Below are 21,854 nucleotides of genomic sequence, written 5' to 3'. Positions count from 1 at the left end.
GGACGTGCACAGGGGGTACGGGATGAGCGAAGGGATGGGGCGGCAGCCGGCCGGTCCGCCCGTCGTGGCCGGTGGGCTGCTTGGCCGGGACGTCGAGTTGGACCGGGTGCTGGCGCTGGTGATGCGGACCGCGCGGCTGGTCACGTTGACCGGGCCGGGCGGGATCGGGAAGACGCAGCTGGCGGCGGAGGCCGCCCGCCGGTACCACAAGGCCACGCGGCGGCCGGTGTGGTGGATACGCCTGGCGCGGCTGGCGAAGGACGCCGACCGGGCGGCGATCGAGGAGGAGATCGCCCGCACGGTGGTGGGCGCGGATTCCTCGGGACGGCCGTCGTGGGAGGTTCTCGTGGAAGCCCTCGTCGACGCCGAGACGGCGCCGCGCGGATCGCGGCCGCTGCTGGTCCTGGACAACTGTGAGCATGTGCGGGGCGCGGTCGCCGCCGTCGTCGGCAGCTTGCTGGCCGCGCGGCCGGGCTTGATCGTGGGCGCGACGAGCCGCGAGGCGCTCGGCCTCGCGGGGGAGTGCGAGGTGTCGGTCCCGCCGTTGCCGCGCCGGGCCGCGCTGGAGTTGTTCCGCGGTCGCGCCGAACTGGCCGGGCGCCCGGTCGCCGACGATCAGCTCGAGACGGTGAGCGCGATCTGCGAACACCTGCACGACAATCCGCTGTACATCCGGCTGGCCGCGGCGCAGTTGGTGCGCCGCCCGCTGCGGGTGGTCCTGGACGAGCTGGACGGTGCGGACGAGGCCGATCAGCGGCTGCGATGGCCGCGGACGCCGCGGGTCGGCGCGGAGGAACGTCATCGCGGCATCGGCGACGCGATCGCGTGGTCGTACGACCTGTGCGGCGACGACGAACGCCTGCTGTTCGAGCGGATGTCGGTCTTCGCGCCGGGCAGCGCGGTCCGCGCCGAGGACGCCGGCGCCACCGACGTGAACGTCGGCGTCGACCTGGCCGCGATCGAGGCCGTCTGTTCCGATGACGGGTTGGCGCGCACCGAGATTCGCGCCCTGCTGCATCGGCTGGTGGAACGGTCGCTGGTATCGGTCCACACCGTGGAGACGTCGGTGCGGTATTCGCTGCTGGAGTCCTTGCAGGTCTTCGCGCGAGAACGGTTGCGGCAGCGCCCTTCCGAGGTGGCGGGCGATCCCGTGGGCCGGCACCTGCGGTATTACCGCGACCGGGTCGCCGATGTCGCGGCGCACTGGTTCGGTCCCCGCGAGGCGGAGTTGATGCGCTGGGTACGGTCGGCCTGGCCCGATGTGCTGATGGCGATTCGCGCGAGCTTCCGCACACCCGCCGATACGGTGCTCGGGCTGGAGATCTGCGTCGGCCTGCAGGCCCTCCCCGCGGCGTATACGGCCTCGCTGCGGCAGGCCCGGGTCTGGACCGAACGCGGGCTGACGGCCACCGCCGCGCTGCCCGAACCGCCGGAGAGACTGCGGATTCAGGCCGCGGCCGCGCTGGTGTGGATCGCGTTGCGGCAGGGCCTGCACGACGATGCCGAGCAGTTGCTGGACCGCTGCGTCGACGCCTGCGCACTCGATCCGGGCGATCGCGGGCGCTGGCGCGAGACGGCGCGCACCGATATCGGACTCCCGGCCGCCGTCGAATTCGTCTGGGGCTGCGAGCTGTGGCTGGTCCGCCAGGACGTCGCGGCCGTCGCCGTGCTGACCCGCGCCCGGGAGAAGTTCCGGCGCGACGGTGCGCCGGGTTTCGCGGCGCGCTGCGATCTGTCGCTGATGGCCGCGGCGGCCTTGCTGGACACCGCCGAACGAGCGGAACGGCTCATCCGGGAGTGCGGGGAGCGCGCCGTCGCGGCGGGATCGCAGTGGACCGCCGCCTGGGGAGAGCTGATCGAGGCCGTGCTCGTGATCGGGCGGGGCGACGGCGCCCGCGCCTCGGCGCTCATCACGCGCTCGGCGTCCTACCTGGTGGCGGCCGGTGATCAATGGGGCCTGGTCTGGGCCGTGGTGCTGCGGGTGTGGGCGCTGGCCCGAACCCTCGCCGATCGGGGGGACACGGATCGGGACGGCCGGCTGGCCGACGCCACCGAGATCGCCCGCCTCACCGGCGCCATGCGCACCCTGCGCGCCAGTTTCGGCATCGACATCCAAGGCCCCGCGGATCTCGCCGAACGGATCGCGCGCGTCACCGATATGGCCCGCGACCTGCTCGGCTACGAGACGTTCACCGCCGCGCACGAGGAGGGTATGCGACTGCCCCTGCGGCGCGACGGATTACAGCGGGTGGCGCTCGGCGTCAGCGACGCGCACACCGAGCGGCGCTCGGATCGTTCCGGCGAACCCGGCGCCACGCGCTGGACCGGCCTGTCGGAATCCGAACAGCGCGTGGCGATCCTGGCCGCCGCGGGCTGGACGGACAAGGCGATCGCCGCCCGCCGCGCCACGTCGGTGCGGACGGTGCACACTCAGATGGCCGCCATCCTGCACAAGCTGACCGCGCCCTCGCGCCGCGACATCGTCCGCTTCCTCCCCGAGGAGCGCCGCACCGAGGTGCGGGCGGAGGCCGCCCGTCGCACCCGCAGCGCCACGAACCCGCGCCGCGACGGCTGAGGTTCCGGTGGGCTACTTCTTCGCGAGTTCGAGCGCTCGGCGGGCGACCACGATCGCTTGCTGCTCGGCGTCCGCATAGGAGACGCCCTGACCGGTCCAGGTGACCTGGGTGGTGAGGTGTCCCGCCTGCACCACCACCGCGGCGCCGGTGTCGGCGTAATGCTTGGACTGCGCGGCGGACGCGCGATCACCAAGGCCGGGAACGTCTTCGAGACGCGCGCCGCCGGATCCCGAGGAGGCCATCCATTTCGTCCGTGCCCGGTAGTCGGACGCGGCGTCGTCGGTGGCCTGCACCTCGACGAGGACGTATCTGGTGTCGCTGTCCCACGTGCAGGTCTGCGCGGACCGCTTGTCGGCGTAGGTGATCGGGCCGAGCCGCTCGGGTTCGGGGATTTCGGTGGACAGGGTCCGGCAGAGGCCGGTGAGGTCGATGGCCAGGGTTTCCGCCGAAGTCGCGGAGGACGACGAGGTACTCGTCGCACTGCTCGAGGTGGCATTCGTCGCGATCAGCGCTATCGCCAAGGACGCCACGGCGGCCGGAATGACGAAACCGATCGCCGCGGGCCTGCGGAACAGCGGCTTCCCCGGATCCAGCGGCTGACCCGGCATGCCCGGAATCGGCGGCGCCAGCCGGGCGATCTCCCGGTAGGTCAGCACATTGAACAGCATCGTCGCCGCGTTGATGAACATCGAGAACGGCCCCCACCAGCCCAGCCAGACGTTCTCCAGGGTCATCCGCCGGTAGACCGCGAGACCGCAGTTCCGGCAGAACGGGCCGGTTCTGTGCAGGAACGTCATCCACAGCAGTCGGCCTCGATGGCCCCGGATGGTGACCGGTGCGGCGGGCGTTCCCCCGCAGTGCACGCAGTACCAGGTCTGCGGCAGCACGGACCCGGCCGCCGGGCCGCTGTGTGGTTGTTCCACTGTTCCTCGTCTCCGAATTCGCTGTGACCGTGCGGATCCCGAGTACCGGACCTCCCCCGTGAATCGCTGGTCATCGTTGTCGCCGGAGCGCCGGACCGCATCGGTATCCCTTAGGTAATCGAACGGCGAAATCACCCGTGTGTCACCCGTTCGCGTCGATGTGGTGACGAGTTCGCTTGTCCCACAGCATCGTCGAGACGAGGGAGGGGGGCGACTGTACTCTGGCCGACTCTCGGGTAAGGACGGTGCGTGATCGCGCCGCGTGGAAGGTGAGGACAGAATGGTTCGAAACACGCTGGTCACAACACGTCGTGTACTGGTTGTCGCGGCGCTGCCGGTGGTCGCGACGGCGGTGTTCGCCGGGGTCGCCGCCGCGGACACCGGAGCGACCGGCCGGGCCGCCGAACCCGTCGCCGGCATTCCGCTGGAGAGCGACGATGTCGCTACCAACCCCAACGCCCTGATCCCCGACCCGGTGCTGAACGGTTCCTCCGTGGGCGGCTCGATCGGTTCGGCCGTCGGTTCGGCGGTCGGCTTGGCGACCGGATCGGTCACCGGTTCGGCGGCTACCACCATCGGGTCGCTGGTCGGCGGCGTCATCGGCGCCATTGTCGGCGCCACCAATCCGGAGGTGGTTCCCCAGGTTCTGCCCTGACCGCGAGTCGCCCTTGCTTCCACACGGCACCAAGCGGGATGCTGCCGTAGTAAGCGGGTCGTTTGCCGGGGAGAGGAGCATCCGTGGCCAGCGTGGAATCTCAGCCGCGGCAGGGGCGGTCGGTCGCCGCGGCCGCCTTGGGTAACGCCACCGAGTGGTACGACTACGGCGCGTACGCCGCGACCGCGACCTACCTGACGGACGCCTTCTTTCCCGGCACGCTGGGCACATTGGGCACCTTGCTGGGATTCGCCATCTCGTTCGTGCTGCGCCCGCTCGGCGGCATGGTGTGGGGCCCGCTCGGCGACAAGATCGGCCGCAAGGCCGTGCTGGCCACCACCATCCTGCTGATGGCCGCGGCGAGCGGGCTCATCGGATTGATACCGAGTCACGCCAGCATCGGCGTGGCCGCGCCCATCCTGCTGATCACTCTCCGGGTGGTGCAGGGCTTCTCCACCGGCGGCGAATACGGCGGCGCCGCAACATATCTCGCCGAATCCGTGGACGACAAGCGCCGCGGTTTCCTGGGCAGCTTCCTGGAGTTCGGCACCTTGTGCGGTCTGGCCGGCGGCTCGGCGGTCGTCTTGCTGATGCAGGTGCTGCTCGACGACACCCAGATGGCCCAGTGGGGCTGGCGCATCCCGTTCCTGCTGGCCGTGCCGCTGGGCCTGGTGGGCTGGTACCTGCGGAGCAAGCTCGACGAATCGCCCGTGTTCACCGAGGTCGCCGCGCAGGAACAGCCCAGGACGGGCCTGCTGGAGCTGATGAAGGGCTACAAGCGCGAACTGCTCACCATGGCCGGGCTGGTCGTCGCGCTCAACGTCGTCAACTACACGCTGCTGGCGTACATGCCCACCTACCTGCACACCACCATCGATCTCGGCGACGCGCAGTCCACCGCGATGGTGCTGATCGGGCAGCTGGTGATGGCCCTGGTGCTGCCGATCTCGGGCGGCGTCTCCGACCGGGTGGGGAGGCGGCCGATGTGGCTGTTCTCGCTGATCGCGCTCGCCCTGCTGTCGGTGCCGATGTACTGGCTGATGGGGCAGGGATTGGGCTGGGCCGTCCTCGGATTCGTCGTCCTGGGCCTGCTGTACGTGCCGCAGCTGTCCACCATCTCCGCGACCTTCCCGGCGATCTTCCCGACGCAGGTGCGCTACGCCGGATTCGCCCTGGGCTACAACGTGTCGACCGCCGTCTTCGGCGGTACCGCGCCGCTGATCAACGAATGGGTCATCGACCGGACCGAATGGCACCTGTTTCCCGCCTTCTACATGATCGGCGCCTGCCTGATCGGTCTCGTCGCGTGGCTGTTCCTGCGCGAGACGGCCGGCGCCTCCCTGCGCGGCACCGATGTGCCGTCCACCGACGAGATCCCGGCGGTGAGTGGGTAACAGGGGTGAGTGGGTAACAGGATGGACAGCTCGATTTCCTACCGGATGCTGCGGCGAGCCGAGGTCCGGGTCGTATGGCGCACCGTGCGCACGGCCTGGTCGGACCAGTTGTCCGACTGGGCGGCGGCGTTGACCTACTACAGCATGCTGTCGGTGTTCCCGGCCCTGCTGATCGCGATCGTGGTGCTCAGCCTGGCCGGTCCGGAGCCGGCCGATTCGCTGGCGGGCGCGGCGGGGCGGCTCGGGCCCGGTGACGGGACGGCGCTGCTGGCGGATTCGATCCACCATCTGCAGTCGGTCCGGTCGTTGTCGTGGCCGATGACGGTGGTGGCGCTGTTGTCGGCGGTGTGGACGGTATCGACGTATCTGGGTGCGTTCATCCGCGCGGCGAACGCGCTGTACGGGGTGGAGGAGAAGCGGTCGATCAAGACGACGTTGCCGTTGCGGTTCGCGCTCGGTCTCGCGATGGTGATCGCGATCGTGGTGACCGTGCTGGGTTTCGTGGTGACTCCCGAGGTGGCGGCGCATGTGGGTCGGCTGCTCGGCGTCGGTTCGGCGGGCCTGGTGGTGTGGTCGTACGTGAAGTGGCCGGTGCTGGCGCTGCTGGTGAGTGTCACACTGGCGCTGTTGTATTGGGCGGCGCCGAATGTCGCGGGTCAGCGGCTGCGCTGGGTGACTCCGGGCAGCCTGTTCGCGGTGGTGGTCTGGATCGCCGGATCCGCGGGGTTGTCGGTGTACGCGTCGCATTTCGGTTCGTTCAATCGCGTCTACGGTTCCCTGGCCGCGGCGGTGATCTTCCTGGTGTGGCTGTGGCTGACCAACTTCGCCGTCCTGCTCGGCGCCGCCGTGGACGCCCAGATCTCCCGTCAGCGACAGCTCCGGCGACCGGGCGTGCCCGCATCCGAGCGGCTCGACACGGGCGATCGTCCCCTGGGTGTCGGTGGTGGTCGGTAGCGTCTGGTCCTGTGGAAACAGGGGAACGTATCCAGGAGCTCGCGGACCGCGTCGTGGTGCTGCGTGACGCCTACTATCAGGGCTCGCCGCTCGTCGCCGACGCCGAGTACGACGCCGTCGAGGACGAACTGCGCGACCTGATCGCCGCGCATCCCGAGCTGGCGCCGGATCCGAACCCGCTCGAGCAGGTCGGCGCGCCCGCGGTGCTGCACGCCCCGATCCGGCATTCGCGCCCGATGCTGTCGCTGGAGAAGGCGACCAAGCCCGAGCAGGTCGCGGCGTTCTTCGATCGCTTCCCCGGCCAGTCGGTGGTGGTGATGCCGAAGCTCGACGGGTTGTCCCTGGCCCTGGTGTTCGAGGAGGGGCGGCTGCTGCGCGCGGTGACCCGGGGCGACGGCACCACCGGCGACGATGTGACCATGCTGGTCCGCGCGCTGGTCGACGGCGTTCCCGAGCGGATCGAGGTGCCGGGCCGGGTGGAGGTGCGGGGCGAGGCGGTGATGCTGCGGTCCACCTTCGCCGCCTACAACACCGCGCATCCGGACAAGCCGCTGATCAATCCGCGCAATGCCGCCGCGGGCACGCTGCGGGCCAAGGATCCGGCCACGGTCGCCGAGCGGCGCCTGCGGTTCTTCGGTTTCGACCTGGACAGTTCCGCGGGCGGCGCCGCGGTCGACCTGGAGGAGGGGCTGCGGGCGCTGGGCATCGCGGGCGCGCGGATGCGGCACTGCGCCGACGCCGAGCGGGCGCAGGCGGAGATCACCGCGATCGAAGAGGGCCGCAACGACCTGGACTACGACATCGACGGCGCGGTGCTGCGGCTGGCCGACCGCGACGCCTACGCGGCGGCCGGAACCCGGTCGAACTCCCCGCGCGGCGCGCTGGCGTTCAAATTCGCCGCCGAGGAGAAGACCACATTGCTGACCGAGGTGGTCTGGGATGTCGGCAAGACGGGCAAGATCGTCCCGGTCGCGTGGCTGAAGCCGGTGTTCGTGGGCGGCACGACGGTCACGAAGGCGACGCTCGCCAATCAGGAGGTGATCCGCGCCCGCGACATCAAGGTCGGCGACACCGTGCTGGTGCGTCGCGCGGGCGATGTGATCCCGTTCGTGGCGGGCGTGCTCGACGCGTCCCGGCGCACGGGCGAGGAACTCGAGATCGTGCCGCCCACCGCCTGCCCCTCCTGCGCGCAGCCCGTGACCGAACAGGGCAACAGCCGGGAACTGTTCTGCACCAACGTCTCCTGTCCCGCGCAGACCGTGCGCCGGCTCGTCCACTGGGCGTCGCGGGCAGCGGCGGATATCGACGCCATCGGGCAGGTGTGGATCGAGCGCCTGGCCGAGGCGGGCATCCTGGAGCGCCCGTCGGACTTCTACACGCTCACCAAGGAGCGGCTGCTCGAATTCGATCGCATCGGCGAGGTCTCGGCGACCCGCATGATCGAGTCGATCGACGCCAGTCGTCAGGTCGGCCTGCGCCGCGCGCTGATCGGCCTGGCGATCCCGATGGCTTCCGACGGCACCGCCGCACGCCTGGCCCGGTCGGGCTTCGGCTCGCTGGAGGAGGTCGCCGACGCGGGCGAGGAGCGGCTGGTGGCGGTGGAGGACATCGGCCCCAAGGTCGCCGCCTCCCTGGTCGAACACCTCACCCGTCTGCGTCCCGAACTGGAACGGCTGCGGGCCGCGGGCGTCGACCTGGACGTGCGCGAGGAGGACCTACCGCCCGTGGTCGCGGCCGGCGCTCCCCTGGCAGGCAAAACGGTCGTGATCACCGGCGCCATCAGCGATCCGCGCTCGGGCGAGAAGGTCGCCCGCCCCACCTTCCAGCGCCTGTGCGAGAAGGCGGGCGCCACGGCGGCCTCATCGGTCTCGGCCAGCACCGACCTCCTCATCACGGGTGCGGGAGTGGGCGACGCCAAACTGGCCAAGGCGGAGAAATTCGGCGTCGAGGTCGTGGACCAGGGCGAGATCTGGACCCTCCTGATCGCCGCCAATATCATCTGACGCCTTACTTGACCTGAACTATGGTTCAGGTACCAGAGTTGTCGGCATGACGACAGAACCTGATACCGACTGGATTCGCCGGCACGCTCATCCGTTGCGGGCGAGGGAATTCGGCGAGGCGCTCGATGATCTGGCGCCGTTGCGGGAGGGAGCGCGGGCGGCGGTGGTCGTCGGGCTCGGCGCGGCGGCGCGGGACACTCGCGAACTGTCGGTGACCGCGCATCGGGTGCTGCGGGTTCTGGTGGAGGATTTGGGATTCCGGGCGCTGGCGCTCGAGGGTGACGACGCGGCCGGCGTCGCGGTGGACGACTACGTCAGGACCGGGGCCGGTGATCCGCGGGCGCTGATGGCCGGGGCCCGGTCGTTCTGGCGGACACAGGAACTCCTGGATGTGGTCACCTATCTGCGCGAGTACAACGTGCGGCATCCGGGCGACCCCGTCCGGATCGTGCACGACACCGAGCCGGCCCGGCACACCCCGACGCGACCCGACGACCTCGGCCGGATCGAGAAACTGCTGGCCGACAACGTGATCCGGTGGCACGAGCGCACCGGCGACAAGGTGGTCTACTGGGGCGGAATGGCGCATACCGTGAACGGGAAGGCCCGGACCGTACTCCTGGCCGATCGGCGGGTCGCGCACCGCAGTGCCGGGAGCTATTTCCGGGAGCGCTTCGGTAACGGGTACCTGTCGATGGCGTTGATGTTCGATCACGGCGAGGGGCAGCACTCCTATCCCGCGCCGCCACCGGAATTCGTCGACGCGGCGCTCGGGCGTACGGACCTGGACGCCTACCTCCTGGATCTGCGCGGGGCGCCTCCGTCGTGGCTGGACCTTCCCGCCAAGACTCGCCTGATCGGGCCGGTCTACGACCCCGCCGACGATGCCGCGCATCACCTGGCGGGCGGCCGGATCACCGAATGGTTCGACATGATCGTCCACCATCGGCAGGTGCGCCCGGCGCGCCTCCTCGAACCCCTGGCCGGCGCCTAGGGTCGAGTCTGGCAGAGAGCCTTGCCAGAAGGTACATTTCTGGTAGAGGTTGTTGCCAGAAGTCGGTCGCCGGCCGGCGGGTCGAAAGTCGAGGTATCCGATGGCGGTCCACTACCCCGAACTCGCGCAGCGGGTGCGCGCCCAGCGCGAGTTGCAGCCGGATCTCTACGGCGAGGTCGATTTCGACGCGTCCCCGTACCGCTTCACCACCGATCCGGCCGACCGGTCGTCGCTGCCGGAGTGGGTCGCCGACCGCGGTCCGATCCTCGCCGACGACCGGGTCGTCGAGCTGATGCGCACCGCGACCATGCTCGGCGACGTGGTGGCCGACCCGTACGCGTCGCTGGTGGGGAAGTACGGCGTCCAGGGTCTGATCGGCATGCTGCACCAGGCCTGCCGAGCGGGCGTGGATTCCGTGCGGGACGCTCCGGACGAGTTGCGGGCGTTCATCGGCGCGATGGAGGCCACGCCGGACTGGGTCGATATGGACCTGGTCGAGGAGGGCGCGCGGCACCTGCGGGTGGGCGCGGCGTTCCTGTCGCCGTTCCTGACGCGCGGGGCCTTCCTCGCGACCTTCCTCAACACCTATGCCGCACTGCCGATGGCCCTGACCGGTGCGCTGTCGGGCCGCCGCGCCGAGCGGCGGGTCAACGAGACGGCGACCTTCTTCGCGGTGACCACCCTGCCGCACGCCCTGGAACGCCACGGGCCGGGTTTCGAGGCCGCGGCCATGGTGCGCCTCATGCATTCGATGGTGCGCTACAACGCATTACACCGTTCCGAGCGGTGGGATATCGGCGTGTACGGCATCCCCGTCCCGCAGGTCGACCAGATGCCCGCCGGGCTGATCAACATGTATCTGCTCGCCGTGAACGCCACTCGCCGCGGCCGCACCGAATTCTCGCGCGGGGAGCGGGCGATGCTCGAGATCGGCCGGTACCGCTGCTTCCTGCTGGGCCTGCCCGAGGAATTGCTGCCCACCACCGCCGACGGCATCGTCGAGGTGTTCCACGCGCGGGCCGCGATGCTGCGCGACGGATTCGACGACGCCACCTGCGGCGCGCTCGTCCGCTCCACCATGGACGCCTATCTGCGGCCGGGCCGGACGTGGTTCGACCGCGCCGCCGATGCCGTCGAGCGCAGCTGGAGCAGGGCCTTCTTCCTGGGATTCTGCGGCGGCAACCGCAAGGCCGCCGCGGCGATGAGCGTCACGTTCGGCGTGGGCGACGCCGTGCGCGTCGGCCTCACGGCGCCGTTCATCCTGGGCCGCTTCCTCGCCGTGAACGCCGCGGGCCGGCGTCCGGCACTGCGGCGCGCGGTCGACGCCTACACGACGCGCGTCGTCGAGCGGCGCCTCGCCACCTACGGCAATGCCGAGTACACCACCGACGCCCACACCTACCCGTCGGCGCGCGATCGCGAGGCCGCGGATCACTGAGCGTCCCGCGCGGCGCCTACCGCCAGTGGTGGTCGCCGACCGCGGCGACCTCCGACCCGCCATCGGCGAAGACGACCTGCCCGGTGACGAACCGGTTCTCGGCGGAGGTGAGCCAGCAGACGAGTTCCGCGACCCATTCCGGACGGCCCGGAAATCCGCCGAACGGTTGCGGCGCCGCGGTTTCGACGGCCGCGCTGATCTCGTCGTCGGCGAAGATCCACGCGGCCGCGGGGGTGTCGACCACACCCGACGCCACGATATTGAGGGCGATACCCGCGCCCGCCCACTCGGCGGTCGGCGCGGCCCTGCGCACCCAGCGATTCAATGCCCGTTTGGCGATGCCGTAACCACCGACGGCGCCCCCGGCCGTGGGGTCCGCCGCGAGAAGCGCGACCGCGGTGGCCTCGTCGCCGTCGAGGCAGGCCTGCATGATGCGGTCGTCCGCCGGCGCCAGCGACGAGGTGGAGGATACGGCCAGCGCGCGCGGTGCGGGGCTCCGCGCCAGCAGCGGTCGCAGACCCTCCAGAGTCGCCACCGCGCCGAAGTAGTTCGTCTCCAGCAGACCGGTTCTGCCGCCGCCGGCGATCGCCAGGACGGCGTCGATGCGCTCGTACGCGCTCGCCTGGTCGATCAGTGAGCGGCGGCCGTCCGCGGTCGACAGGTCGGCCCGGATCTCGGCGTCGTCGAGATCGCAGCCGATGACCGTGGCGCCACGCTCGCGGAGCAGCGCGGCGGTTGCCGCGCCGATACCGGAGGCCGAGCCGGTGACCACGTAGGTCCGGCCGGAGAAACCCGCCTGCGCTGTCATCGCGCCTCACCTCTGTCCCGCTGGAAACACTGCCTGCCCGCCACCGGGCGCACCGCCACCCTATGCCCCACCCCGTGCGTGCGTCTCCGGGATACGGCCGAAACCTCTGTGTGCCAACGCATTCAGGCCCGCCGATCGTCTGCCGGATCCCGAGGTTGCCGCCGGGCGGAGCGAGTCTGCGGCGGAGGCAGGGCAGGGCGCGCGTAGGGTTTTCCGGGTACCGCAGTCGACCGTTCGAGGCGGCGCGCCGTCGTGGCCGCCCAACCGAGAAGGGGTGTTGCTCGTGAAGATCGACCTGACCGGGAAGACCGCGCTCGTCACCGGCTCGACGCAGGGAATCGGGCTGGCCATCGCGAGCGGGCTGGCGGGCAGCGGGGCCCGGGTGGCCGTCAACGGGCGCACCCGTGACCGCGTCGAGGCCGCGGTATCCGGGTTGCGCGACGCGGGCGGCGACGCGTTCGGTGTCACCGCCGATGTCACGACGGCCGACGGGGTGGCGGGCCTGCTGGACGAACTGCCCGCCGTCGACATCCTGGTGAACAACCTCGGGATCTTCGGGGCGGTCCCGGCGCGGGAGGTCACCGACGAGCTGTGGCGCACCTACTTCGAGGTCAACGTGCTGTCGGCGGCGCGGCTGATCCGCACCTACCTGCCCGGCATGATCGACCGGGGCTGGGGGCGCGCGCTCCAGATCGCCAGCGATTCGGCGGTGGTGATCCCCGAGGAGATGATCCACTACGGCGTCTCCAAGACCGCGCTGCTGGCGCTGTCGCGCGGATTCGCCAAGGACGCGGCGGGCACGGGCGTCACGGTGAACTCGGTCATCGCGGGCCCGACCCACACCGCCGGGGTGGAGGATTTCGTCTACCAGCTGGTGGACCGGTCGCTGCCCTGGGACGAGGCCCAGCGCGAGTTCATGCGCGCGCACCGGCCGCAATCGCTGATCCAACGGCTGATCGAGCCCGAGGAGATCGCCCATATGGTCGTCTACCTCAGCTCGCCGTTCGCGTCGGCGACGACCGGCGGTGCCCTCCGCGTCGACGGCGGCTACGTCGATTCGATCCTGCCGTAACCCTTCCGGACGACGATCGTCGAGCGGCCCGCGACTCCACCGGCCGACAGCGCGGTGCTGATGGCGGTGAGCGCCGCCGTCCACGCCCGCGAGGTGCTGCGCTTCGACCACGCCGCCGCGGACGGGTCCGGGGACGCCGCCGCCACCCTCGCCCGCCGCTATACCGAGGCCGCGCGGTCGCTCGACGCTCGATGACGGAGGTGACGCAGGAGGCCGACGGCGCACAGCAGGAGCGTCACCACCTCGGCCGTCACGCTCAGGGCCGCCTGCGGCGCCGGATTCCAGCCCGTCTCGGTGAATCCGAACACGCCTGTGGTGCGGGACGCGACGAAGGCGGCCAGGGTGCCGAGGGCGAGACCGGCGGCGGCCACCCGCAGCGTCCAGGGACCGGCGAGGACGACCGCGGCCAGGGCGAAGGACGCGGCGGACTGGATCAGGAACGACGGGCCGATGCCTGGTATCCAGCGGTATCCGTGGGTATAGAGGTCCGCGTGGACGTAGCCGCCGACGGCGAGGCTCGCGGACAGCGCGATCCGCGGGGCGAGACCGAAAAGCATTGTCCTGCTCGTCATCCGAGCACCTCGTCCTTGATCGCGAGCTGCCGCTGGCCCTTCCGGTAGGTGACCTCGCGGATGCCCAGCGCGTCGTGCAACTTCCCCGCGGGCAGCGTGACCGGCTTCGGCGCCGGACCGTCGCCCGGACGCGGCAGCGGGTAGGCCGTCGTGGTCCCGCTGTAGAAGGTGATATTGCCCTCGGTCTTGGTGAACAGCTGGTGCACATGGCCGTTGAGGCACGTGACCGACGAGAACCGCCGCAGATAGCTCAGCGCCTGCGCGGCATCGTCTGTGCCCCAACCCCATTGGGGATACATCGCGAACAGCGGGATATGGCTGAAGACGATGATCGGGGTGTCGTCGGTGAGCCCCGCGACGTCCTTGCGGACGAACTCGAGCTGATCGGCCCCGAGATGCCCGAGGGTGCGCAGGTTGAGGGTGTTCACCAGCCCGATGACGTGCACGCCCGCGATATCGAAGCTGTACCAGCCGTCCCCGGACGCGCCCTGGCCGAAGGCGGCCCGATAGCGTTGTCCCGCATCGTCGGTCGCGTCGTGCTCACCGGGCACGGTGAAGATGTGCGGCGTGGACAGCCCGGTCATCATCTGCCGGACCTGGTCGAACTGTTCCGGAGTCGCCAGATGGGTGAGATCGCCGGTGTGGACGACGAAGTCGGGCCGGTAGCCGAGCGCGTTGACCTGCCCGATGGCCTCGGTGAAGGTGCCGGTCACATCCGGGTTGGCGGTGCCCTGGAATCCGATGTGGCTGTCGCTGATCTGCGCGAACCGCAGGGTCGGCCGCTCCGGTGCGGCGTCCGCTGTGCCCGCGACGTGGGAGACGACCTCGCCGCCGACGACGGCCAGTCCGACGGCCGCGCCGAACCAGGCGCTGTGCCGCATGAGCTGGCGGCGGGTCATGGTGTGCGGGTCGCGCGGATCGGTGTGCTCGGGGCGCCGTCCGGTCACGGGGTCACCACCACATCGGCGCGCATGAACGGGTGGATCGAGCAGAGGTAGTGGTAGGTACCGGCTTTGGTGAAGGTGAACGTGTAGGTCGCGCCGGCGCCCATGCCGGGGGAGTGGAAGGCGCCGTCCTGCGCGGCGACGGTGTGCGGCTCCTCGTCGTGATTGGTCCAGGTGACCGTGGTTCCGGCGCGCACCGTCAGCGTCTGCGGCGCGAACGCGAAGTTGTCGATACTCACCGCGTTCGGGCCGGCCGGCGCGGGGCCCTGCGGTGCCGCCATACCCGGCATGGTGGTCATCGGGGGCGCACCGTCCGGCGCCATGCCGACGGTGCCCGAGCCGAAGACGGGTGTGGGTGCGGAATCGCTTGGGGCGGACGGTGTTCCGCCGCCGCAGGCGCTCATTGTCAGAACGGTCAGTGCCGCCGCGACGGCGGCTGCCGCCCGGTATCCAGGGAATCGTCTCATCGATCCGGCTTCCATCCGGTGGCCCGCGGTGCGGGCCGTCACCAGCAGATAGCGGCCGGGGTTACACGATCAGGCGTGCTCTGCCGGAACGAAAACCTCTATGGCGCCGTCGATCTCGCGCACCCGCAGCTCCGGCAGCGGCGCCGGGGCGATGGGCAGCTGGTGGGTGACGACCTGACCGGCGGTGGTGAAGGAGGTCGAATGGCACGGGCAGCGCAGCCGGTCGGCCGGGGCGTCCAGCCACAGTTTGCATCCCTGATGGGTGCACACGCCGGACACCGCCACCGCGACCCCGCCCTGCCGCCGCACGAATCCGGTCACGGTGCCGGTGTCGAACGGCAGGGTGCCGCCCTCGGGCAGATCGGCGGTGGCCGCGACGGCCCGCCAGGTCCCGTTGTTGGGCGTCATCCGCTCCTGCGCGGCCGGCTCGCCCGCGCCGGTGCCCGTCACGAGGGCATGGTCGATCACGCCCCCGGCGGCGGCCGCGGCGGCGACCGACGACCCGATCAGCACCACCCGCCGTGTGGTGCGGGAGCCGGATTCGACTGGGCCGCTGCCCGTTTCGTCCGCGAGCCGCCGGTGCAGCCCGCTCAGGAACTCTTCGCTGGGCGCATCGCTGCCGAGCCGGGCGGCGCGCAGGCCGATGGCCGCGCGCAGCTCCTCGGCCTCGGCGTCGTCCGGCCGGAACCCGCGCGGCCGCCGCCCGGCCAGCAGATCCTCGACGTACCGCTCGACATCGCGCTCGGTCATGGGAGACCCTCCTCGCTCAGCCGGGCCGCCGCCTGTAATGCCCGGTGCTGCAACACCTTCGCATTCGCCACGGTGACACCGAGGGCGTTCGCGGCCTCGCGCACCGGCATCCCGTGCAGGAACCGCAACTCCAGGATCCGCCGGTAGCGCTCCGGCAGCCGGTCGAGCACGGCGCGTGCGCGTGCGGCGCTGCCCGAATCCTCCTGCCGCGCGGGCGGAGTGTCGGGGATGTCGTCCTCGATGACCGTGATCTCCCGGCCCAGCGTGGCGCGCCAGTGCCCGGCGAGCACGGTGCGGGCGGTGGTGCGCAGGTAGGCGCGGACCTCCGGCACGGTCGCCGAGATCCGCAGCGGTTTCAACGCCGCCGTGAACACCTCGGCGGTGAGATCCTCCGCGTCCGGCCGGTTGCCGACCTTCTCGAACATCAGCGCGTACACCCAGCCGGCATTGTCGCGGTACACGTCCTCCCAGCCCGCGTAGCCGGCCCCGGAGACCAGCCGCAACTCCCGGCCGCCGCCGGACGCCGCGGGCCCCCGCGGACCGGATCTCGACCTCGCCACCATCCCGACCGCCTTTCGGGCGCACCCACGGCCACCGCGTTCACACTCAGATAGGGAGCCGGGTTACACGGGGGCCGTGCGTCATCGGCGGCGGCGTTGCTCCGCGGGGTCGTCCAGGCCCTCGAGATCGATCATCGGTTCCTCGACGAATCCTCGGCAGCGACAACGCATATCGTAGACGCAGTAGGTCCAGTCGTCGGTGGTGCGGCCGAGGTCGTTGCCGCCCCGGCCGCGACAGTCCCCGGTGACCGGATCATGGGTGTAGTACATATGCCCGCAGAGTCCACACCGGCGCCGGGACGAGTGTCTCGAGGACACCACCATCCACACCAGATACGAGCACGCTGCGGCGACCACGGCAATCTCCGGCAGATGCGACGAAAACATTCCAACCCTCATAACGTCGGGGCACATGACACGGCATATGTGCCTCCTGCCCGTTCAGGGTGGCCCATCGTCCAGCGGCACGGAGTGTCCGTCGGCCACAACTTGACGATGTATCATTGTCGGCGCCGCACAGCACTGTGTACGGATTGTCGGATTCTCTGGAGTTGCGGTCGGTTACCGATGGTGAAATTGGATCGCCTGATCAACATCCTGAGCAGGCACGGCACCCGCCTGTACGGGGCGACGGCGGCGCGCGACATCGAGCTCTACAGCGTGACCGTCTACGATCCGATCCGGCCGAATTCGGCCGTCGGCGACGTCTTCCTCGCCGTGGGCATCGCGGATCTCACCCACGCGGTCGCGCTGGCGGCCGAGACGCGGGCCACGGTCGTCATCGCCCGCACCACCGAGCAGCCGGCTCGTGCGCTGCTCGAGCGGCTGGCGGCCGCCGGGACCGCGCTGCTGCTCAGCGATCCGGCGGTGTCCTGGAGTCAGATCGCCTCGGTCGTCTACGGGCTGGTGCTCGAGGGCCGGGAGACCGAGTCGGGGCGGGGCCCGAGCGACCTGTTCGCCCTGGCCGACACCATCGCGGCCGCGCTCGACGCGCCGGTGACGATCCAGGACGAGCTGTTCCGGGTGATGGCGTACTCGAGTACGCCGCGCGATATGGATCCGGTCCGGCTGGACACCATCCTCGGGCGGCGGACGCCGGATCACGTGCGCGCCCTGCTCGAACAGCAGGGCGTCTTCAAGCATCTGGCCCGCAGCGATGCGCCGATCCACGTCCGGCCGACCCCCGAATACGGTTTCCGCGGCCGGACGGTGGTGGCCGTGCGGGCGGGGCGCGAGCTGCTCGGTTCGCTGTGGATCTCGTGCGACGAGGCCCTGGCGGGCACCCGCGCGCGGATTCTGCGGGACGGCGCCCATACGGTGGCGCTGCATCTGCTGCGCTCGCGCGTCAGCGCCGATCTCGAGCGGCAGGTCGAATCGGAACTGGTGATCCAGCTGATCGAGGGCAGCGCCGATGCGGAGGCCGCCGTCGGGAAACTGGGTATCCCCGCCGAACATCTGCGCGTCATCGCCCTGCAGGCCCATACCGAACTCGAGCGGCACGCCGGGATCCTGCTCGCGTTCGAGCGGGCCACGACGGGTTTCGGCTGGTCCCGGATCGGCCGCAGCACGCTGTTCGGCAATACCGTCTACACCGTGCTTCCCGCGGGCGACGATCCCGAGCCGGCCTTCCGGTGGGTCCGCGATCTGGCGGCCGGACTGCCCTCGCACGTCCGGGTTTTCGCGGGCGTCGGCGGGGTCGCGAACGTGCGCGAGGTGCAGGCGAGCCGCCGGGAGGCCGACGAGTGCATGGCGCTGCACATGAACTCCGCGGACGAGGCGCCGGTGTGCTACGACACCGCGTGGGATCGGGTGCTGATCCAGCGGCTGAAATCCGTGGCCTCCAGCGGCCGGATGCCGTCGCGGGGCCCGGTCGCGCGATTGGCGGTCCACGACGACCGCAACGACACGCATTTTCTCCCGACGTTGAAGGCGTGGCTGGAGGCGCAGGGTGATTCGGCGGCGGCCGCGGCGGCGCTCGGTGTCCATCCCAATACCGTGCGCAACCGCATCAAGCAGATGGGCCGGATCGTCGATCTGGGTCTCGGCGATCCGCGCAAGCGCATCGCCGTGCTGATCGCCCTGTCGGTCCGCCTGCCCGACGAGCCGGTGCTGGGGTGAGGGTCAGTACTGGCCGGGGAACAGCGCCAGCACCTCGGTGGTAATTCGTTCGAGCGTCTCCTGTTTCGTTCCGTTGATCGTCACGGCGGGCACGTTCAGGAATTCGTAGTCGTCGGCGGCCGGATCGAAGGTGGGGCCGACCCGGACCTTGTACGCGATATTCGGGCCCGCGGATATCCGGAATACCTGGCGCCCAGCGATGTCCACGCGCTCGTAGTTCTCGAATTCGCGGTCGGTGGAATGGCCGTACTCGATGTAGACGGAATCGTCGTCGAGCCGGAACCAGCAACGATCGACCCATTGTGTATCGCCCGGGATCGCAGTCGGCAGCTTCGGCAGTACCGCGCACGGATCGGCGCCGGTAACCGCCGTGCGCACGGTATCGGGCGAATCGCCCACTCGCGGAGCGCGTTTCCATTGCGTGAGCGCGGTCGCGACCATTTTCTGCGCGACCGGGCACGGTTCGGCGCCGGGCGGAATGGTGACCGACAGCTCCATCGATCCGCCGGTGGGCAGCTGCGCGTAGGCCGTGCACAACCGGATCGACGATCCGGCGACCTCCTGCTGCGACACGACATCCCGGTCGCCCAGCAGGCTCACGGTCATCCCGTCGACCGTGGCAGTGGCGCCCTTGCTCATCCCGACGTCGTCTAGGGCGCGCACGACCCAATTCACCCGGCCCGCCGCGCGAGGGTCCGTCCCGATCTTCGCCTGGCACCCGTACAACCGGTCGGTGCCGACCGCGGTGACCTGACCCAGGGCTGCCAGTTCCGCGCGCGGTAGCAGCGCGCAGATATCGGTGTCGCGCAACCGGTTCAGCGTATCCGCGTGCGGTGCGCCCGCCGCGGGAGGGGCCGGTCGGTTCTGCGCGTCGTCCTGGCAGGCGACCGCGGTGAGCATCAGCGCCGCGATCACGGCGATCCGCCGAATCATCGAATTGTTCCCTCCCTCAGGGCCGTCCGGATCATAACGCAGCGCGCGGGGCCGTCCCGGATATCGAGGGCGAATGTCCGAAATCACCACGGCGGTCCGGAATTGCTGTGAGAAGAGAGCGTGGGTAAATCCGATTCGCTTGACTAACATACTATTTCGTGCGCGCCGTCCAGCACGCCCGGGAATTCTCCCCGGCGCCCGCCACACCGCCGCCACTCGCGTGGCGCGAACTCTCGATTCTCGCCGGATTTCTGGCCGTGCTCCTCACCGTGCGGCTCGGGCGGTATCCGCTCTGGGGCGACGAACTGTATCTCGTTCCGGCCGGGCGGCGGCCGTCGTGGAGCTATGCCGACCAAGGGCCGCTGGTGCCGCTGCAGGCGTATCTGTCGGACCTGGTCGCGCCGGGTTCGGCCGTGCTGCTTCGTCTTCCGATGGTCGGCCTGACGGTCGCGACCGTCGTGCTGGCCGCACTCGTGGCCCGTGAACTCGGCGGTGGCCGGGCGGCGCAGCTGATCGCCGCCCTGGGCTACACCTGTACGCCGTTCGCGGTGCAGCAGTCGGCGGCGATCAGCACCTTCGCCTACGACGCCGCGCTGATCTCGCTGGCCTGCTGGCTGGTGATCCGGTGGGTCCGCGTGCGCCGGGACGCGCTGCTGCTCGCGGCGGGTGTGGTGGCGGCGGTGGACTTCCAGGTGAAGTGGCTGGTGGTGGCCGCCTGGGTGCTGCTCGGGCTCGGCGTGCTGCTCTGGGGGCCGCGGGAGGCGCTGCGCCGGCCCGCGGTGTGGGCCGGTTCCGCGATCCTGGCCGTCTCGGCGGTGCCGGCGCTGCTGTGGCAGGCCGGGCACGGCTGGCCACAGGTCGCGATGAACGCGGCCATCCGAGCGGAGCAGACCACCATGGTCGACGACCGGTTCGTCTCGGAGATCAGGGAATTGGTCCTGACCACGGGTCCTGGCGGGATCCTGCTGCTGATCGGGATCTGGGCGGTGGCCCGGGCGCCGGGGCTGCGGCCCTATCGCTTCCTGCTCCCTCTGGGTGTGCTGCCGCTGCTCGCGGTCTTGGTGGCGGGCCTGCGTCCCTACTATCTGGGTGACGGGTTCGCGGTCTTCTTCGCTACGGCCGCGGTCTTCCTGACGGGTGGGGAGCGCCGGGGGTGGGTCCGGCCGGCGCTGTCGGCGTATCTCGTGGCCGGCGCGGCCGTCGTCGTGGCCGCGGTGTGCGTTCTCCCGCTACCGGGATCGTGGCTGCACACGCCCAGTGTCCGCAACGGCGACATGGCGGTTCGCGCACAGTTCTTCGGCCTGCGCGGGTGGCCGCAACTCGTCGAGACCGTCGAGCGTGCCGCCGCGGCGCTGCCCGCCGGCGAGCGCTCCGAGGCCGTCGTCGTCACGCAGAACTACTGGCAGGCGAGCGCGCTCGATGTGCTTTCGCGCGCCCCGCTGCCACCGGTGTACAGCCCGAGCCGCGGCTACGGCTACTTCGGGCCGCCGCCGGACACCGCGACGCGAGTGCTCTACGTCGGCGGCGACAGCCTCGCGGAATCGCTGTCGGCACACTTCGTCTCGGCGATCCCGGTGGCCCGCCTCGACGACCCCACCGGATTCCAGGGCGTGAACCACGGCATCCGGGTGTGGTACTGCACCGGCCCCGTCCGACCGTGGTCGCAGACCTGGCCCGACCTGATGACCCTGCGCGTCGAACACGGCACGTGACGGCGCGTCGACCCTCAGACGGCCACCTTCGTGAGTTCGGGGGCGAGTTCGGTGCGGTAGAAGTCGAGGAAGCCGTCCGGGTCGGGGCCCGCGTTCTGGAAGACGAGGCGGTCGAAGCCGGCGTCGAGGAAGGTCCGGGCGGCGTTCAGGTAGTCGGAGGTGTCTGTGCCGCAGGTGAATTGGCGGCGGATGTCCTCCTCGCGGACGGTCTCGGTGGCCGCGGCGAAGTTGACCGGATTGGGTAGTTCGCTCATCACCTTCCACCCGGTGACCGCCCACCGCGAGGTGTCGAGCGCCGCGCGGGCGGCGGTCGTGGCGTCCGGCGCCCAGGCGACCGGCACCTCGGCGTAGCGGGGTCCGGCGCCGCCGGATTCGTGGTACTGCCGGACGGTCTCGGCGGACGGTTCCGTCGCGAACAGGCCGTCGCCCAGATCGGCGGCGAGCCGCGCGGCGCCGGGACCACCGGCGGCGACCGCGATCGGCGGCGGCTCGTCGGGCAGATCGAAGACCCGCGCATCCGACAGTTGCAGGTAGTCGCCCCGGTAGGACTGGTATCCGCCGCGCCACAGCAGCCGGATGATCTCCAGGGCCTCCCGCAACAGGCGGTGCCGCCCGTGGACCGACTCCGGGAATCCGTCGCCCACGACATGCTCGTTCAGCCGCTCACCGGACCCGACCCCGAGCGTGAACCGGCCCTCGGAGATCAGCGCCAGCGTCGCCGCGGCCTGCGCGATGATCGCGGGGTGGTACCGGACCGTCGGGCACGTGACTCCCGTTGCGAGCCCGAGGGTTTCGGTGCGCGCGGCGATGGCGCCCAGGACGGTCCACGCGAAGGGGGAGTGGCCCTGATTGTCCAGCCAGGGATGGTAGTGGTCACTGATCTCGACGAAGTCGAATCCCGCTCGCTCGGCGAGCGTCGCCTGGCGGATCAACTCCGCGGGCCCGAATGCCTCCGCTGCCAGCTTGTATCCGATCTGCACC

The 21,854-nt window shown here is 70.6% G+C and carries 21 protein-coding genes; 11 read left to right on the top strand and 10 right to left on the bottom strand.

Features of this window, described 5'->3' with window-relative positions; all coding sequences use genetic code 11:
* Nucleotides 1-22: 22 nt before the first annotated feature.
* Nucleotides 23-2,575 carry an ATP-binding protein gene (locus ON41_RS20130; protein WP_157185553.1) on the top strand — a complete coding sequence of 851 codons (2,553 nt, stop codon included), beginning with the start codon at nt 23-25 and terminating at the stop codon, nt 2,573-2,575.
* Nucleotides 2,576-2,587: 12 nt separating this feature from the next.
* Here the strand turns inward: ON41_RS20130 and ON41_RS39185 are convergent, their stop codons facing one another.
* Nucleotides 2,588-3,499: a hypothetical protein gene (locus ON41_RS39185; RefSeq protein WP_051161976.1), complete on the bottom strand. Its 912-nt coding sequence runs from the start codon at nt 3,497-3,499 to the stop codon at nt 2,588-2,590.
* A 280-nt stretch (nt 3,500-3,779) separates the two neighbouring features.
* Here ON41_RS39185 and ON41_RS20120 point away from each other — a divergent pair, with 280 nt between their 5' ends.
* The 6 genes from ON41_RS20120 to ON41_RS20095 all read left to right on the top strand — a co-directional run bounded on the left by ON41_RS20120 (nt 3,780) and on the right by ON41_RS20095 (nt 10,937).
* The gene (locus tag ON41_RS20120) at nt 3,780-4,154 is read left to right on the top strand and encodes a hypothetical protein (protein WP_040749235.1); all 375 of its coding nucleotides are present in this window, start codon (nt 3,780-3,782) and stop codon (nt 4,152-4,154) included.
* A gap of 83 nt (nt 4,155-4,237) precedes the next feature.
* The gene (locus tag ON41_RS20115) at nt 4,238-5,548 is read left to right on the top strand and encodes an MFS transporter (RefSeq protein ID WP_040749234.1); all 1,311 of its coding nucleotides are present in this window, start codon (nt 4,238-4,240) and stop codon (nt 5,546-5,548) included.
* A 21-nt stretch (nt 5,549-5,569) separates the two neighbouring features.
* Complete coding sequence (locus ON41_RS20110; protein ID WP_085995731.1) at nt 5,570-6,502, top strand: YihY/virulence factor BrkB family protein; 933 nt, start codon at nt 5,570-5,572, stop codon at nt 6,500-6,502.
* 11 nt (nt 6,503-6,513) lie between these two features.
* Nucleotides 6,514-8,505 carry an NAD-dependent DNA ligase LigA gene (gene ligA / locus ON41_RS20105; RefSeq protein ID WP_040749233.1) on the top strand — a complete coding sequence of 664 codons (1,992 nt, stop codon included), beginning with the start codon at nt 6,514-6,516 and terminating at the stop codon, nt 8,503-8,505.
* A 46-nt stretch (nt 8,506-8,551) separates the two neighbouring features.
* Nucleotides 8,552-9,499 carry an erythromycin esterase family protein gene (locus ON41_RS20100; RefSeq protein ID WP_040749232.1) on the top strand — a complete coding sequence of 316 codons (948 nt, stop codon included), beginning with the start codon at nt 8,552-8,554 and terminating at the stop codon, nt 9,497-9,499.
* Nucleotides 9,500-9,599: 100 nt separating this feature from the next.
* Entirely contained in the window at nt 9,600-10,937 is a 1,338-nt protein-coding gene (locus tag ON41_RS20095; RefSeq protein WP_040749231.1) for an oxygenase MpaB family protein, read from the top strand.
* 16 nt (nt 10,938-10,953) lie between these two features.
* Here ON41_RS20095 and ON41_RS20090 read toward each other — a convergent pair whose 3' ends face one another.
* Nucleotides 10,954-11,745 carry an SDR family oxidoreductase gene (locus tag ON41_RS20090; protein ID WP_063709919.1) on the bottom strand — a complete coding sequence of 264 codons (792 nt, stop codon included), beginning with the start codon at nt 11,743-11,745 and terminating at the stop codon, nt 10,954-10,956.
* Between the two features lie 283 nt (nt 11,746-12,028).
* Here ON41_RS20090 and ON41_RS20085 point away from each other — a divergent pair, with 283 nt between their 5' ends.
* Together ON41_RS20085 and ON41_RS43450 are read left to right on the top strand one after the other, a co-directional pair.
* The gene (locus ON41_RS20085; protein WP_040749283.1) at nt 12,029-12,817 is read left to right on the top strand and encodes an SDR family NAD(P)-dependent oxidoreductase; all 789 of its coding nucleotides are present in this window, start codon (nt 12,029-12,031) and stop codon (nt 12,815-12,817) included.
* 66 nt (nt 12,818-12,883) lie between these two features.
* On the top strand, nt 12,884-13,012 hold the full coding sequence (locus ON41_RS43450) for a hypothetical protein (RefSeq protein ID WP_276325743.1): 129 nt from the start codon (nt 12,884-12,886) through the stop codon (nt 13,010-13,012).
* Here the strand turns inward: ON41_RS43450 and ON41_RS20080 are convergent.
* The 6 genes from ON41_RS20080 to ON41_RS20055 all read right to left on the bottom strand — a co-directional run bounded on the left by ON41_RS20080 (nt 12,976) and on the right by ON41_RS20055 (nt 16,380).
* Nucleotides 12,976-13,389 (bottom strand): hypothetical protein, encoded by a 414-nt coding sequence (locus ON41_RS20080; RefSeq protein WP_040749230.1) that lies wholly within the window; start codon nt 13,387-13,389, stop codon nt 12,976-12,978. The genes ON41_RS43450 and ON41_RS20080 overlap by 37 nt on opposite strands.
* Complete coding sequence (locus tag ON41_RS20075) at nt 13,386-14,288, bottom strand: metallophosphoesterase family protein (RefSeq protein ID WP_040749282.1); 903 nt, start codon at nt 14,286-14,288, stop codon at nt 13,386-13,388. The genes ON41_RS20080 and ON41_RS20075 overlap by 4 nt, the downstream gene beginning before the upstream one ends.
* 44 nt (nt 14,289-14,332) lie before the next feature.
* The gene (locus ON41_RS20070; RefSeq protein ID WP_169336499.1) at nt 14,333-14,737 is read right to left on the bottom strand and encodes a cupredoxin domain-containing protein; all 405 of its coding nucleotides are present in this window, start codon (nt 14,735-14,737) and stop codon (nt 14,333-14,335) included.
* Nucleotides 14,738-14,869: 132 nt separating this feature from the next.
* Nucleotides 14,870-15,550 carry a Rieske (2Fe-2S) protein gene (locus ON41_RS20065; RefSeq protein WP_040749228.1) on the bottom strand — a complete coding sequence of 227 codons (681 nt, stop codon included), beginning with the start codon at nt 15,548-15,550 and terminating at the stop codon, nt 14,870-14,872.
* Nucleotides 15,547-16,113, bottom strand: coding sequence for an RNA polymerase sigma factor (locus ON41_RS20060; RefSeq protein WP_051161969.1), 567 nt, complete (start codon nt 16,111-16,113; stop codon nt 15,547-15,549). The genes ON41_RS20065 and ON41_RS20060 overlap by 4 nt, the downstream gene beginning before the upstream one ends.
* Nucleotides 16,114-16,191: 78 nt before the next feature.
* A complete protein-coding gene (locus ON41_RS20055; RefSeq protein ID WP_040749226.1) occupies nt 16,192-16,380 on the bottom strand; it encodes a hypothetical protein in 189 nt (62 codons plus the stop codon).
* Nucleotides 16,381-16,677: 297 nt separating this feature from the next.
* Here ON41_RS20055 and ON41_RS20050 point away from each other — a divergent pair, with 297 nt between their 5' ends.
* Nucleotides 16,678-18,228 carry a PucR family transcriptional regulator gene (locus ON41_RS20050; RefSeq protein ID WP_040749225.1) on the top strand — a complete coding sequence of 517 codons (1,551 nt, stop codon included), beginning with the start codon at nt 16,678-16,680 and terminating at the stop codon, nt 18,226-18,228.
* A gap of 3 nt (nt 18,229-18,231) precedes the next feature.
* On the opposite strand, the gene ON41_RS20045 is transcribed toward ON41_RS20050, so the two are convergent.
* Nucleotides 18,232-19,161 carry a hypothetical protein gene (locus ON41_RS20045; RefSeq protein ID WP_040749224.1) on the bottom strand — a complete coding sequence of 310 codons (930 nt, stop codon included), beginning with the start codon at nt 19,159-19,161 and terminating at the stop codon, nt 18,232-18,234.
* Between the two features lie 158 nt (nt 19,162-19,319).
* Here ON41_RS20045 and ON41_RS20040 point away from each other — a divergent pair, with 158 nt between their 5' ends.
* On the top strand, nt 19,320-20,873 hold the full coding sequence (locus ON41_RS20040; protein ID WP_051161966.1) for an ArnT family glycosyltransferase: 1,554 nt from the start codon (nt 19,320-19,322) through the stop codon (nt 20,871-20,873).
* A 14-nt stretch (nt 20,874-20,887) separates the two neighbouring features.
* Here the strand turns inward: ON41_RS20040 and ON41_RS20035 are convergent, their stop codons facing one another.
* Nucleotides 20,888-21,853, bottom strand: coding sequence for a TIGR03557 family F420-dependent LLM class oxidoreductase (locus ON41_RS20035; RefSeq protein ID WP_040749223.1), 966 nt, complete (start codon nt 21,851-21,853; stop codon nt 20,888-20,890).
* Nucleotide 21,854 lies beyond the last annotated feature (1 nt).

Source organism: Nocardia transvalensis NBRC 15921 (assembly GCF_000308875.1).
GTDB lineage: Bacteria > Actinomycetota > Actinomycetes > Mycobacteriales > Mycobacteriaceae > Nocardia > Nocardia transvalensis.
This window is presented reverse-complemented; position numbering and strand designations above follow the sequence as displayed.